The following is a 14,569-nucleotide window of genomic DNA, read 5'->3' on the forward strand; positions in this document are numbered from 1 at the left end:
GGACAAGCATCGTCATTTTATTATGGTCAGCCTCAGGGTGAAGTGTGTCTAATCAACAGGGTTTTCGGTCTCTAAGTACTTTTTAAAGGGAACATCATCGACTCAAATCTCTATTTGCAACAGTGCCGTCATAATTGCTTCCTTTGCCAAATACGATTGATCCAATCAGCCACTCCACGGCAAAAAACTTGCTGACATTTTGGATGAATTATTGGATTACTAAGGTGGCTTTGAAGACTTAAGTCGCAAAATTGAAATTAGATATTTTTGCATAAACCCAAGTGTTAAATCATCATTACGATTCTTGCGTACTACACCATAGGCACGTGAAAAAGTAGAAAGCTTATATTTGTACGTCTTTCGTCAAAAGGCCAAACAGAAACCGTAGCCTCAGGCAACCCCCCCTCTCATCATAAAATTATACCAGTCAGTAAAATACTCTTAGATTAAGAATATGTATGTTGGTTATTATTGTTGATTATCACAATAAATTAGTGACCAAAAATCAAAGTACCCCACCCTACTTTAAATTACGTCACACAAAATAAAAACTCTATATAACTGTTATATATAGAGTTTATTAAAGTACAAATTATGTTATTTAGTGCATTTTATGTCGGTGACTCTTGCCAAGGTTGGGGTCGCGAGTTCGAGTCTCGTTTCCCGCTCCAAATTCAAAAAAACCCTCATCGAAAGATGGGGGCTTTTTTATTGATTTTATATTATGTTATCCCCAATCATACTTTCTTTATTATCTTTTATTTCACAGTTTCGGGCCCCAAATACGACATATTCGTAGGTAGTTGCAAAAAATAAATGCATTAAAATCATTAGATTTCTTTAATCCAATAGAATCTCATCAGCCAATCAAGCATCTCATTATCGACCAACTGGCATAATTTCATAAATCCATTTTTTTGTGTTTTAATGGTGATATCACAATGTAAAACACAATATTATGGATTTAATATTCAAAAAACCTGAAGAAGTTGTTGCTTTATTATGTGAGAGGCTTCGTAAAGAACGTCTTTATCTGGAAATGACTCAGGCAGATGTTGCTGCGCGTGCGGGTATTGGTGTGAATACTGTATCTAATCTAGAAGCTGGTCGAAATGTTTCATTTGAAAATTTAGTACGTGTTGCCATGGTGCTCGGCCGATTAAAAGAATTAGAGGAACTTTTCAAACCACATTTAAATAGTGTAGATGACATGCTCCGCTATGAGAGTAATACGGCTCGCCAACGTATCAAAAGGAAATGAATCCATGCTCAAAAAACTTGATGTTTACTACAATGGATGGGGCGAATATTGGCTTTGGGGCACACTAGTTTCCTCAACTGCAATCACAGGTCGACCATTGATTGCTTTTGAATACAGCGCAGAAGCAATTAGTAAAGGTTTAGAGCTTTCATCTTACCTACTTCCGCTAAAAGGTGACCCATTAAGAAAGAACTTTCCTGCACATCAAATGGGATTACCAGGCCCTATATACGATGCCTTACCCGATGGCTGGGGCATGCTCCTGATGGATCGCTTATTTAAAAAAAATGGACTTAATCCAGCACGAGTTGGGCCTTTAGAACGCCTCACGTATATTAGTACACATGCAATGGGGGCATTATCCTTTGAACCTTCAGCATCCGAGTTAACATTAGCTGAAAATATTCCATTGCTAAGACTCGCTCAAGAAGTTCAGGAAGTTCTCAAAGGAGAAGGTGCCGAATTTTTACAGCATTTATTAATTATGGGCGGGTCTCCACAAGGTGCAAGGCCAAAAGCACTTGTTTATCGTGATCCTGTCACTAATGAATTCTCAACAGTTCACTCACATCAACATGAAGCTTGGCTGATCAAATTTCCCGCTCAGCAAGAGCATCCTGAAGTTTGTGCAATTGAAACTGTTTATGCAGAATGTTTGCGTCATTGTCATATTGACGCCCCAGACACCCAATACTTCACTCTTCCGAATGGCCTAACTGCATTTGCCTCAAAAAGATTTGACCGCTGCGATGGCATGCGCATCCCTATGCAAAGTTTAGCTGCCTTTACAGGGGCTGATTTTAAATCACCTGGGAGTTTAGACTACAGCAACTTTCTTCGTGCTACACACTTTTGTACCAATGATATTCGCGAAAAAGCGATTGCATTCAAGCGCGCTGTTTTCAATGTGGTGTTCAATAATCGAGATGATCATTGCAAAAACTTTTCGTTTTTAATGTCTCAAAATGGACAATGGAAACTCGCCCCAGCCTACGACGTTACTTTCTGTGAAGGCCCAGGTGGATATCATCAAATGGATATTATGGGTGAAGCACTGGATATTACTCGGTCTGCCATTGTCAAACTGGGCATTCAGGAAGCAGAGCTTTCTATTCAAGAGGTTGATGAAATGATTAACTCAATTTGCGAAGTTGCCAGCCGATTTACGAAGATTGCTCATGATCTATTACCTGAACAAATTAGATCTGAAACTCTCCAAATGATCCAAAATAGGATTGAGCATAATATTCATTTATTGAATTGAATATAAACCATCCGATTTAATCAAAAGCAATCTGGAAATACATATAAAATTTAATCAATAACAGATCAGTGATAAACCCCGAACCCAAGATGGTATATCCACTGCGGGCTTTGGTCATTATAAACAGACAAAGTGAACCGTACCGTGTTTGTCGGAGACTTTTTTATTTAAGTTAGGCCACCTGACCTAACGGGTTAATCTTATCATAGTACATTGCTTCAAACTCAAAAGGTGATACATAACCCAGTGCACTGTGTACACGCTCTTTATTGAACCAATCTACCCAGTTTAGTGTCGCAAGTTGTACATCCGCTAAACCTTGCCAATCCGCTTTTAAATATTCAATCACCTCTGTTTTGTATAAGCCATTCACCGTTTCAGCCAAAGCATTATCGTATGAATCACCGGTCGTACCGACTGATGCTCGTAAATTTGCTGCTTCTAAACGATTGGTATAACGAATGGAAAGATATTGCACGCCTCTGTCACTATGATGAATCACGTTCTTTGGCATGCCTCGATCATGCAATACTTGCTCCAGTGCATCGAGCACCATATCTGTATTCATCCGTGTCGATACTTTCCATCCAACAATTGCTCGTGAGAACACATCAATAATAAAGGCGGTATAGACCCAGCCTGAATGAGTTTGAATATACGTAAAGTCACTGACCTGAGAAGCACTGCTTCGCAAGGGTCAGGATGATCAGCATTAAAATTACGTTTCACTAAATCATCTGCTCTTTTTTGATCCTCTCGGCTACGGGTGGTTTGTTTATTCTTACCACGCCAAACACCTTGTATACCTAGCTTCTGCATCAATCGAGCAACTGTACAACGTGCGATAACATAACCTTCACGTTTCAATTGTTGCCAGACCTTACGCACACCATATCGACCTAAACTTTCTTTCCAAATACGTTTGATTTGCTCTGCATGATGTAAATCATGCAGAGCACGTTTCGCTCGATGTTCTGGGTTATCAACGAGATCTAAAGCCCGATAATAGGTCGAAGCTGCAATCGGTAAAATTCTACAAATCGCTTCAACACCATATCGATCTTTATTGTTCTGGATAAAATCCACCATTATTTGTGTGGGCGGTCGAGCTCCGCCTGGGCGAAAAAAGCGGCTGCTTTACGTAGAATTTCGTTAGCACGTTGCAGTTCTTTATTTTCGCGTTCCAGTTGTTTGATACGTTCTTGGTCTGAAAGCTGCTGTACTTTAACTGGATTTTGTTTATCTAAATATTTTTGATACCAAACACGTAGTGTTTCAGGAGTACAACCTATCTTAGGAGCAATTGCTGTGATTGCAGCCCAAGTAGAAGGATAATCTTTTTCGGATTCAATCAATAATTGAACCGCTCTTTCTCTGATTTCAGGGGTATATTTTGGTTTTGTCATTGGAACATTCTCTCAAGAAAGTTGGTCTCCGACAAACCCGGTACGGTTCACCTCTGCCAAATGTCTACGAATTTCCGCTTCATATCGGCACAATAAATCAAAAAGTTTTAAGTTTTCTGCTGCAAGAATAACCCCTTGACGCATGAGATAGACCAATACGCGTCGGGCTGCATGTGGCATAAGCGCATCTGTATCACGATCCTGAGTATGCTCCATCTCTGTTTGATTATCTGCATGTTGTTCCTCTGCCCCAGTTGTAGGAAACGAATCTTCTACAGGCTGATTAGCTTGGATTTCTATATTTTTCTCTGAATTTGAAGATGGTCTGCGTACCATTTCAAAGAAGTTGTCATGCTGTTGTATCTTATTTTCTGATTGCATCTCGATCTCCTTAAAGTGCCAGCTCATCTATATTTTTGGGAAATAAATCTGCACTCAAGTAATACACTGGAATACTGGCCTGCAAATGCACACCTGAACGATCCTTAAGTTCAACTTGCTCGGTATGCTGCATTTGTGGTGCTTTAATGGCTTTTGCTATACGCAAATAAGCAACAAGTTCTTCAAGCCCCGCTTGTAAAGGATGTTCATGTGTTAAGTGGGCAATACTCATCACCCCTTTCTGTGCGAGCGTTTGATATACTTTTTCAGCAACAGCACGAACCCGTACATTGTCTAAGTACTTCAGCATCTGATCACTAGGTTCAGTCTTGTTTTGTTGCTCTTCGACCTCACGTATATCCATATGTTCTGTGGGACTTTTTAAAGCAAGACTTTCAGGCGAATTCAGCTGGATGGAACCCACGGCTAAATCCACTTGTACTTCTGTTTTTAAATCACACTCCGATTCCAACAATGCCACTGCATTTTTTTCTAATTCCGACAACAACTGATCAATCAAACGGTTTTCCAATGCTGCACCACTTTCAATATAAGCTCTCAAACCTTCTTCTGTACGACGTCGGACTTGGAAAACTCGGCTACTTTCGCGTCCTAACTCACGCATTAACTGACCTAAATATTTACGTTGAGATTCGCTTAATTGTTGTGCAATAGGATGATTCAAAATACTGCGTAACTGCTCTCTAAACTCAGTAGAACGATCTTGATCCTGAAGTAATTGACAAAACCCATCAAAAGCACTGCCTGCATCACTTTGGGCAAGCAACTGCTCTTTTTCCATTAAGCTCAGCAATACTTCTCCACGTGAATAAGCACCACTAATCATATCTAGACGCAACTCTTTATCTCGTAGACGAATCTCATCTTCGACCCGTCTAAAATCGCCTGTAAGAATGGAAGCAAGTTGATAAATTTCTCGTATTCTTTCTTTTTGTTCTGATTCTTCTAATTGTGTAACAACACCCGCCAACAAAGCATCTATTTCATTTTGAATCACTAATTTTTTTTGTTCGAGCAACTCCACTCGTTCTTCAATATTTTCACTCAATGCGATCACAAAATCACGAACCGCATCCTGCACAATTCTTAAATGTGATGCTGTGGTATGGGTTGCTCGCTCATCCAAGCCCTGACAAAAACGTAATACGGTTTCGCTAATATCCGTTTTACTCAGCTTGCCATCTATTTCTCTGAGCCAGCCTGAATGAATCCAATGATTTAAATAATGCGCTGCATTATTTTCTGTCTGCCAAATACCCTGCTCACGACTAGATTTAATCAACTCATCCAAGACATTTCTTGCACGGCCATAAGGGACTTCATTTTGTTCTGCAAATAAGTCAACAATGAACGCTAAAATATGTGGTGCGTTATCTGCTCTTAATAATTTCCAAATTGAGTTTTCATGATATAAACGCCGATACTTGGCCTGTAACCCTAGAATATTCATGCCATTCCACATCATCTGTATGATGGTTATTTATTCTACAGTTATTTTTTAATCACCCAAGCAAATTACCAAGCAAGACGACACGAGTTGTCGCATAAAGTAAGATGATATAAACAATCACCTTACTTCATCGAAAAAAATAAAAAACAAACCTTATCTAACTTCTTTGTGTACAGTGACAGCAACCTTAACCTACCTCTCCCCATACACCGTTGCAATCAAATGCTCCACCACTTGCGGCTCAGCCAAAGTCGAAGTATCTCCTAAACTATCCAATTCATTCGCTGCAATTTTCCGCAAAATACGGCGCATGATTTTACCTGAGCGGGTTTTAGGTAAAGCAGGTGCCCAATGCAGCGCATCAGGCGTTGCCACAGGCCCCAAAATTTTGCGAACCCAATTGACTAATTCTTCACGCAATTCCTCTGACTCGGGTGTACCAACTTGCAAAGTTACAAAGGTGCAAATCCCCTGTCCTTTAATCTCATGGGGCATACCCACCACTGCCGCTTCAGCCACAGCTTCATGCGCTACTAGGGCACTTTCAATTTCCGCAGTACCTAAACGGTGCCCCGAAATATTCAAGACATCATCCACACGCCCTGTAATCCAGTAATAGCCATCTTCATCACGGCGTGCACCATCTCCTGTAAAATACGCACCCGGATAGGTCGAAAAATACGCTTCAATAAAACGTGCAGGGTCGCCCCAAATACCGCGCATTTGCCCTGGCCATGAATCTTTCATAATTAAATTGCCTTCGGTCGCGCCTTCCAGTTCATTACCTTCGGCATCGACAATAGCAGGTTGCACGCCAAATAATGGGCGGGTTGCCGAACCGGGTTTCAGTGGCGTTGCACCAGGCAATGCTGAAATTAATATGCCCCCTGTTTCGGTTTGCCACCATGTATCTACAATTGGGCAACGTCCTTCGCCTACCACGTTGTAATACCAGTTCCACGCTTCGGGATTAATCGGCTCACCGACTGAACCGAGTAAACGCAAGCTGCTGCGGTCACTTTCACGTACAAAACGATCTCCCTCCCGCATCATGGCGCGAATGGCAGTCGGTGCAGTATATAAAATGGTGATGTTGTGTTTATCGACAATATGCCCTGTGCGCGCCCAGCTTGGATAGTTCGGCACCCCTTCAAACATCACGGTAGATGTACCATTCGACAATGGCCCGTATAAGACATAAGAATGCCCTGTAATCCAGCCTACATCTGCGGTACACCAAAACACATCATCCTGTTTCAGGTCAAAGACTTCTCGGAACGTGCTATTCACATAGGTCAAATAACCGCCTGTGGTATGCAAAACACCTTTGGGTTTTCCAGTCGAACCCGAGGTATATAAAATAAATAGTGGATCTTCGGCATTCATCGGCTCGGGTGGGCAGATATCATTCACCGACATAATTTCCATGTGATACCACAAGTCGCGTTCAGGCAACATCTCAATCGGATTGCCTGTACGATGCACCACAATCACATTTTGCACACAGTCAGTACCTGCTACTTTTAGAGCGGCATCAACATTGGCTTTTAAATAAATTGGCTTACCACCACGCATGGCCGAGTCGGCAGTGACAATTAACTTGGCCTGACAATCTTCAATTCGGCTAGCCAAAGCATCGGGAGAAAAACCACCAAAAACCACACAATGCACTGCACCAATCCGCGCGCAGGCCAGCATGGCAATCGCAGCTTCGGAAACCATCGGCATGTACAGCACCACCCGATCTCCTTTTTGCACCCCGTTCTTTTTCAGTACGTTGGCAAAACGGCAGGTTTCATCATGCAAAGAAGCAAAAGAAACCACTTTATGTCGAGAAGGATGATCTCCTTCCCAAATAATTGCAGGTTTATGCGGATGTTCTTTTAAATGACGGTCTAAGCAATTGGCACTGACATTCAGTTGCCCATCGGCAAACCATTCAATTTTAAAATGCTCGGGGTCAAAGTTGGTATTTTTGACTTGAGTAAAAGGTTTAATCCAATCTAAGCGTTGGGCTTGCTCTGCCCAATAAGTATCAGGGTCATCTATAGATTGTTGATAGCGTTGAAAATATTCTGCCTCAGTGGTGCGGGCAGTCTTTTTAAATTCATCTGGAACAGGATATACGTCTTTCATCTGCTACTTCCTTGATGTTCTTGCATCTCTCACGAGATGTATGCCACGTTATTGATTATTATTTCTGCACATTTACAGTATGAACTTTCTTTTTTATGGCTCACCATTCGGCTTTAGTCGCATAAGTTTTATACAAAAAATAGCATGCCAAAGCGTTGATCGAATGCCATGTCCTTGCATTCATACTTTTCAGGTTTACATTCCACTGTACTGCGCATTGCATTATTTTTAAAGAAAATATCGTCCAATAATCGCGAGTATTAACATTTTTTTACGCAGCCAATCATTCATACCTGCGACCCTGTCTTACAGATAAAACCACATACAACTCGCAGTTTAAATGCTACAAAATAGTACGCTCATCACTTCTATCCAAGTTGTCTAAAATACTCGCAAGTAAGCATCGCTGCATTAACCAAATTGAGTTTTTCAGGCAAAATAGTCGCTTCATTTTGAATTCGGAATTATCGTGGCAGAATCCAAACCCTCACTCAGTGAAGTTTCTGAAAATACCAGTCAACTGTTGCATGAGGCCACTGAAAAAACTACGCAAACCGTGATCAATCATACAGCGAAGTACAATGACGCCTATTCAACCATCGACAAAATTATGGAAGGATTTTGGGAGCGTGTGCCGTATTTAATGATTGCAGCCGTGGTGCTGATTCTGTTTTGGCTGCTTGCCCGTGTGTTTAAATGGTTTGTCCGCAAGACCCTAAACAATCGTTCCTATACCCGACAAAATCTGGTTTTGGTGCTGAATCGGGTCGGTAGTTCCGCAATTATTTTCTTTGGTTTTCTGATTGCGATGGTGATTGCAATTCCGGGTTTTACCCCAAGCCAACTGATGAGTGCTTTGGGTCTAGGCTCTGTTGCAATTGGTTTTGCTTTTAAAGATATTTTCCAGAATTTATTATCGGGTGTGCTGATTTTGATTGGTGAGCCATTTAAAATTGGTGATGACATTATCGTAAATAATATGGAAGGTACGGTAGAAGATATTCAGATTCGTGCCACCTTCCTGCGCTCTCCCGATGGACGTCGCATCGTGATTCCAAATGCTACGGTGTATACCAGTGCCGTGACGGTCAATACGGCTTATACCCGTCGTCGTTGCGAGTTTGTGGTCGGTATTGGTTATGAAGATGACGTACAAAAAGCCAAAGATATTATTTTGGCCATTTTAGACCGTGACATAAAAATCTTGAGCCAACCTGCATTTAGCGTCAATGTCACTGCCTTGGCCGATTTTTCGATTAATTTAAATGTGCGTTGGTGGGTCAATACCACCGAAACCACCACTTCAGCATCCATCAGTGAAGTGCAAGAACGGGTAATTGCCGCTTTTGCCGAACATCACATTTCGATTCCTTATCCTGTGCAGGAAGTGAAAGTTTATCGTGGTGATGCAGCAGTCAATGAAGATGATTCAGCCCGCACTAAACAAACGCCCTAAAACATAAGCAATCACAGTTTCAGTACGAATAATACGGTTGCCCAAGTGCCGCGCTTGGCAGCCGTTTTTTTCGAGCAAATCAATTTCGTAGGGAATAAATCCACCTTCTGGGCCAATCACAATACTGCATGGATGTTGGATGGCATGTGGCATAGCTTGATCGGTATAAGGATGCGCCACATAAGCAGAACAATCGGCAGAAATCAAACCGGGCAAAACATCTTCCACAAAGGGTTTAAAGCGTTTATAAAGTTGGATCTCAGGTGCAATGGTATCGCCTGCTTGTTCCAAGCCCAAAGTTACATATTGATCGAGCTGCTGCAAAAATGGCGTTTGCCAATAGCTTTTATCAACCCGATAGCTGTGCAGTAAAATAATTTTTTCCACACCTAACGTCACGCTATCCATAATTAAACGACGCAATACTTTGGGGCGCGGCAAAGCCACAATCAGGGTCACAGGCAGTTTTTTTGGGACAGCTTCTTCATGCAGGGCTTTGACTTGAATTCGCTGCTCGCTGACTTCCACCACTTCGGTCAAATAACGCTTGCCACCACGAATCCCGACTTTTAAGCTGTCACCGACTTGCACACCAACATGCGTATGCAAATGCTGCACTTGCCGCTGGGTGCTAATAGACCACACTTCATTTGTGGTCTGCCGAGGGTCAAGCAAAACGATATTCATATTTAAAGATACTGATTCATCACGTGAATATGCTCAGTTAAAGAGCCACGATTTTTATACATAATCACTTGAGCATTTTGATTCAGCTGTGCACGTAACGCAGGTTCAAACAACAATTGCGTTAACGTATTTACAGCTTGTTCAGCATTTTCGACCACATACACGGCTTCTGCTGCAACAAACTCATCCACAATACTTTGGAAGTTAAAATAATTTTTGCCCAATACCGTGGCGACATTTAAGGCCAAAGGCTCTAAAATATTATGCCCACCGCCAGGTTCATTCAGCGAACCACCGACATAACAGGCCTGACTTAAGGCGTACCACAACCACATTTCACCCATGCTATCGGCTAAATACACTTGTGTTTCAGGTTGAATCGCTTCAGCCAAGCTACGGCGCTGCATATTAAGTTGCAGTTTTTGTACCTGCATAGCCACTTCATCAAAACGCTCTGGATGGCGCGGCACAACAATACATAACAGTTCAGGATGCTGTGCGAAATAAGGTTTCAGTGCAGTCAATAATTGCTGTTCTTCAGGCGCATGGGTACTGGCAAGGGTAATAATTTTGCGATGTACCAATTGCCATGTCTGTTGCAACTGCGCGGCTTGCTCTACAAAATCTTCTGGTGCAGTAATATCAAATTTAATATTACCCACCACTTTTGTACGCTCGGCAGGCATCCCCAATGCAATAAAACGCTGCTGTGTGGCAGGGTCTTGCGCCAAAAGTTGCTGCAATTTTTGCAACATGCCACGAGTCAATCCTTTAACTTTGGCATAGCCTTTGGCCGATTTTTCCGAAAGCCGCGCATTAATCAACAAACACGGGACTTGAAAATGCTGCGCCTGATCAATCAAATTAGGCCATAATTCTGTTTCGACCAGTGCCAATAATTTAGGCTGATATTTCTGATAAAACTCACGAATTAAATGTACCTGATCGGCAGGTAAATACACAGCTTGAAATAAATCTAAATACGGTGCTTTTAAAAATAATGATTTGGCGCGTGCCTGCCCTGTTTTGGTGGTATTGGTGACTAAAACAGGGTGACCTGATTTTAAATAATATTCAATTAATGGTTGTGCAGCGTTGGTTTCACCTACCGACACCACATGAAACCAAATGGCATGTAAATTTTTAGCGGGCTGAAATGGGCCAAAACGCTCAAGCAGTTCTTGTTGTAATTGCTCAGGATGTTCGGCACGTTTACGAATACGTGACTGATAAATCGGTTTTAGCAGGGTTAAAGCTGCGTTATACCAAAATGGAGTAGCCAAAAGATGCGCCCCAAAAGAAAGACTGTCGGCAAAATATAACAGAGCCACACACGCATGTTAATCGTATGTGGCGCTGTACGGGCTTTTATTCTACAGATTGTTGTGTTTCAGCCAAAGTTGGATAATCGATATAGCCTTCTGCAACAGCAGTACCAATCATAGTTTCCAGTTTGAGTTCATTTAAAGGAGCATCTGCCAGTAAACGCTCATATAAGTCTGGGTTAGCAATATAAGCCTTACCAAACGACACTGCATCGGCCTTGCCTGATGCCAATAATTCCACCGCATCGGCACGGCTTAAACGCATGTTGGCAATGTATGGCACACCGCCTGAACGTGCTTTCATTTCTTCGGAAATGCTGTCTTCAGCCAAATATTCACGGGTAAAGAAAAAGGCGATTTTGCGCTGACCCAATTGCTGCATCACATAGCCAAAGGTTTCACGTGGATCATCATCCCCCATGTCATGTTCATCGCCACGTGGTGCTAAATGCACACCGACACGACCTGCGCCCCATACTTCTATCAAGGCATCTACAACTTCCAACAAGAAACGTGCGCGATTTTCCACAGCACCGCCATATTCATCTTCACGTTGGTTGGTTTTACTTTGTAGGAATTGGTCAATCAGGTAACCATTGGCCGCATGCAGCTCTACACCATCAAAACCAGCCTCTTTGGCACGGATCGCGGCTTGTTTATATTGCTCGGTAATGGCATGAATTTCTGAAATTTCCAAAGCACGTGGTAATACATAAGGACGCTTTGGACGTAACAAACTGACATGACCAGCTTGTTGCACAGCACTTGCCGAAACAGGTGTTTCACCCTTCAGCAAATCAGGATGGGATACCCGCCCCACATGCCACAATTGCGCGACAATCAGACCATCTTTGGCATGCACCGCATCGGTCACCAATTTCCAGCCTTGTACTTGTGCATCTGTAAATAGACCTGGGGTATTGAAATAACCATTGGCTTCTTCAGAAATTACCGTTGCTTCTGAAAGAATCAAACCTGCACTGGCACGCTGTGCATAATATTCCGCCATCATTGGCGTAGGTACACGGTCATCGCTGGCACGACTGCGGGTTAAAGGTGCCATCACTACACGGTTTTTAAGATGAAGATCACCCAAAACCAAAGGAGAGTTTAATTCAGCCATCATTGCCTCATGACTCACTGCAACATGCGACTGTTTAGAGTGAGTGTTTTAAATATTCGATGTATTGCTGAATCAGTGCTTCATTACGAGAAAAATACGACCATTGCCCATACTTTTCTGCACGAATAAGGCCTGCCTGTTGCAGTACCGATAAATGATTTGACATGGTCGATTGCGACACCTTGCCCAAACGCTCAATGTGTCCCGCACATACGCCACGCTTAAAGTCGCCACACTCTTCTACCGACAAAAATTGGTCTGGTGCTTTTAACCATTCTAAAATTTGCCGACGGGTAGGATTGGCTAAGGCTTTAAATATTAAATCGACATCCATCATTCAGACACATATTCGTAAATATAAGCCCAATTCAGCAGCTGCTTTTAATATATCGTATTTTTTCGATATTAATATCGTTTTTTTACGATTTATATAAATTTTTAAGCAACTCAACTGAATTGGGCAGGCTTATTGTGATCTTTCAGACCGTAACTTATAGACCCTGTTTTAAACTGGCTTCAATAAACTTATCTAAATCACCATCTAAAACTGCACCTGTATTTGAGGTTTCCACGCCTGTACGTAAGTCTTTAATACGTGAATCATCCAATACATAAGAGCGAATTTGGCTGCCCCAACCAATATCAGACTTAGAGTCTTCTAAAGCTTGCGCGGCTTCGTTACGTTTACTCATTTCCAATTCATACAACTTGGCACGTAATTGTTTCCACGCATGGTCACGGTTGGCGTGTTGTGAACGCTGGTTCTGACATGCCACCACAATGCCTGTAGGTGCGTGGGTTAAACGTACCGCAGAGTCGGTTTTGTTAATGTGCTGACCACCCGCACCTGAAGCACGGTAAGTATCAGTACGAACATCGGCAGGGTTAATATCAATTTCAATGTTGTCATCCACTTCTGGTGAAACAAACACTGCAGAAAATGACGTATGACGACGGTTACCCGAGTCAAATGGTGACTTACGCACTAAACGATGTACGCCTGATTCAGTACGCAACCAACCATAGGCATACTCACCTTCTACACGAATGGTTGCAGATTTAATCCCTGCCACATCGCCATCTGACTCTTCCATCAATTCTGCTTTAAAGCCATGGCGTTCAATCCAGCGCATATACATACGCAGCAACATAGATGCCCAGTCTTGCGCTTCTGTACCACCCGAACCTGCCTGAATTTCGACATAGCATGGGTTTGGATCCATTGGATTGCTGAACATACGGCGGAATTCTAATTTCGCCAGTTCTTCTTCTGCAGAAGTCAATTCAGACTGCACATCCACCAATAAATCTTCATCATCGGCTTCAACGGCTAAATCCAGCATGGCTTGGGCATCTTCTAACTGGGTCGCCAAACCTTCTAGAACATGAATCACGTTTTCAAGCTCGCCCTTTTCTTTGGCCATGGCTTGCGCACGACTTTGATCATTCCAGATTGCAGGATCTTCTAACTCGCGGAGAACCTCTTCTAAACGCTCTTTTTTCAGATCGTAGTCAAAGATACCCCCGTAGTATTTGACCACGTTCGTTCAAGTCTTTTAATTGGTTTAGATAAGGATTAATTTCCACGTAAATTCTCTCAATTAACAATGAAGCTTATTAGCTGATAATTGTAGCACAGACCTGTTCTAGCATTTCTACCCTGCTGTAAATTCCAGCATAACTTTTCAGCTTTTATAGGTTGAATGCTAAATGTGGTTAAAAATAAAGATTACTTTCAACTTTTAAAGTGAAAGCCTGATGATAGCCAACCTAAAATAGCATGCCCGATTAACACGTATGTTTATCTTAATGGCTGATCTATCGCGCTAATGTTTTGCCTGACACATTCAGCTGAAAACATGCTTAAAAAGTGGTGTATGGTAATTGCTTCAACCCGCCAAAATAAAACAAAGATGAAACAAGTTTGATGATTTAATGATCAACTTTAGTAAAATTCACAAAATACACATAGTTTTAATAAAACAAAACATTTAATTATTTCATTTTTATTTCAATCACTTAAACTCAAAATATTACACAAATTTACGCTTGTAACAAA

General features: G+C 41.9%; 11 protein-coding genes, 3 pseudogenes and 1 other annotated feature. Of the genes and pseudogenes, 5 read left to right on the top strand and 9 right to left on the bottom strand.

Annotated features, from left to right (window positions below; all coding sequences use genetic code 11):
• The 4 genes and pseudogenes from FTT91_RS12185 to FTT91_RS12200 all read left to right on the top strand — a co-directional run.
• A pseudogene (locus tag FTT91_RS12185) lies at window positions 1-75 on the top strand (IS6 family transposase); the annotation flags it as partial.
• A gap of 121 nt (window positions 76-196) precedes the next feature.
• A pseudogene (locus FTT91_RS12190) lies at window positions 197-388 on the top strand (VF530 family DNA-binding protein).
• Window positions 389-958: 570 nt separating this feature from the next.
• On the top strand, window positions 959-1,261 hold the full coding sequence (locus tag FTT91_RS12195) for a helix-turn-helix transcriptional regulator (protein WP_070153706.1): 303 nt from the start codon (window positions 959-961) through the stop codon (window positions 1,259-1,261).
• Between the two features lie 4 nt (window positions 1,262-1,265).
• A complete protein-coding gene (locus tag FTT91_RS12200) occupies window positions 1,266-2,525 on the top strand; it encodes a type II toxin-antitoxin system HipA family toxin (RefSeq protein WP_180169539.1) in 1,260 nt (419 codons plus the stop codon).
• Window positions 2,526-2,697: 172 nt separating this feature from the next.
• On the opposite strand, the pseudogene FTT91_RS12205 reads toward FTT91_RS12200, so the two are convergent.
• The 4 genes and pseudogenes from FTT91_RS12205 to acs all read right to left on the bottom strand — a co-directional run bounded on the left by FTT91_RS12205 (window position 2,698) and on the right by acs (window position 7,919).
• A pseudogene (locus FTT91_RS12205) lies at window positions 2,698-3,931 on the bottom strand (IS3 family transposase).
• Window positions 3,540-3,656: a sequence feature (AL1L pseudoknot), on the bottom strand. It overlaps the preceding pseudogene by 117 nt.
• Before the next feature lie 12 nt (window positions 3,932-3,943).
• Entirely contained in the window at window positions 3,944-4,312 is a 369-nt protein-coding gene (locus FTT91_RS12210; RefSeq protein ID WP_180169540.1) for a hypothetical protein, read from the bottom strand.
• Between the two features lie 10 nt (window positions 4,313-4,322).
• Entirely contained in the window at window positions 4,323-5,783 is a 1,461-nt protein-coding gene (locus FTT91_RS12215) for a DUF3375 domain-containing protein (protein ID WP_180169541.1), read from the bottom strand.
• Between the two features lie 192 nt (window positions 5,784-5,975).
• Entirely contained in the window at window positions 5,976-7,919 is a 1,944-nt protein-coding gene (acs, locus tag FTT91_RS12220; protein WP_104852713.1) for an acetate--CoA ligase, read from the bottom strand.
• Window positions 7,920-8,388: 469 nt separating this feature from the next.
• Between acs and FTT91_RS12225 the strand changes: the two genes are divergently transcribed.
• Window positions 8,389-9,375 carry a mechanosensitive ion channel family protein gene (locus FTT91_RS12225; protein ID WP_180169542.1) on the top strand — a complete coding sequence of 329 codons (987 nt, stop codon included), beginning with the start codon at window positions 8,389-8,391 and terminating at the stop codon, window positions 9,373-9,375.
• Here the strand turns inward: FTT91_RS12225 and FTT91_RS12230 are convergent.
• From FTT91_RS12230 to prfB, 5 genes are all read right to left on the bottom strand, one after another.
• Window positions 9,349-10,062: a 16S rRNA (uracil(1498)-N(3))-methyltransferase gene (locus FTT91_RS12230; RefSeq protein WP_104852714.1), complete on the bottom strand. Its 714-nt coding sequence runs from the start codon at window positions 10,060-10,062 to the stop codon at window positions 9,349-9,351. The two genes, FTT91_RS12225 and FTT91_RS12230, sit on opposite strands and share 27 nt — an antisense overlap.
• A gap of 2 nt (window positions 10,063-10,064) precedes the next feature.
• Window positions 10,065-11,345 (bottom strand): 3-deoxy-D-manno-octulosonic acid transferase, encoded by a 1,281-nt coding sequence (locus FTT91_RS12235; RefSeq protein ID WP_180169543.1) that lies wholly within the window; start codon window positions 11,343-11,345, stop codon window positions 10,065-10,067.
• A gap of 85 nt (window positions 11,346-11,430) precedes the next feature.
• Window positions 11,431-12,510: an alkene reductase gene (locus FTT91_RS12240; RefSeq protein ID WP_180169544.1), complete on the bottom strand. Its 1,080-nt coding sequence runs from the start codon at window positions 12,508-12,510 to the stop codon at window positions 11,431-11,433.
• A gap of 34 nt (window positions 12,511-12,544) precedes the next feature.
• Entirely contained in the window at window positions 12,545-12,844 is a 300-nt protein-coding gene (locus FTT91_RS12245) for a helix-turn-helix transcriptional regulator (RefSeq protein WP_168417728.1), read from the bottom strand.
• Window positions 12,845-13,001: 157 nt separating this feature from the next.
• Window positions 13,002-14,097 (bottom strand): peptide chain release factor 2 gene (gene prfB, locus FTT91_RS12250; protein WP_180052213.1). Its coding sequence is split into 2 segments (ribosomal slippage): window positions 13,002-14,024 and window positions 14,026-14,097, totalling 1,095 coding nucleotides; the frame shifts between segments, so codons are not numbered across the junction.
• Window positions 14,098-14,569: the final 472 nt, after the last annotated feature.

This window comes from Acinetobacter sp. YH12021, assembly GCF_013420145.1.
Lineage (GTDB): Bacteria > Pseudomonadota > Gammaproteobacteria > Pseudomonadales > Moraxellaceae > Acinetobacter > Acinetobacter towneri.

Excerpts from the sequence above, each read along its gene's own strand:
- FTT91_RS12240 (WP_180169544.1), bottom strand. The coding sequence starts at position 12,510 with ATGGCTGAATTAAACTCTCCTTTGGTTTTGGGTGATCTTCATCTTAAA.
- FTT91_RS12195 (WP_070153706.1), top strand. The coding sequence starts at position 959 with ATGGATTTAATATTCAAAAAACCTGAAGAAGTTGTTGCTTTATTATGT.
- FTT91_RS12245 (WP_168417728.1), bottom strand. The coding sequence starts at position 12,844 with ATGGATGTCGATTTAATATTTAAAGCCTTAGCCAATCCTACCCGTCGG.
- FTT91_RS12210 (WP_180169540.1), bottom strand. The coding sequence starts at position 4,312 with ATGCAATCAGAAAATAAGATACAACAGCATGACAACTTCTTTGAAATG.
- FTT91_RS12215 (WP_180169541.1), bottom strand. The coding sequence starts at position 5,783 with ATGAATATTCTAGGGTTACAGGCCAAGTATCGGCGTTTATATCATGAA.
- acs (WP_104852713.1), bottom strand. The coding sequence starts at position 7,919 with ATGAAAGACGTATATCCTGTTCCAGATGAATTTAAAAAGACTGCCCGC.
- FTT91_RS12200 (WP_180169539.1), top strand. The coding sequence starts at position 1,266 with ATGCTCAAAAAACTTGATGTTTACTACAATGGATGGGGCGAATATTGG.
- FTT91_RS12230 (WP_104852714.1), bottom strand. The coding sequence starts at position 10,062 with ATGAATATCGTTTTGCTTGACCCTCGGCAGACCACAAATGAAGTGTGG.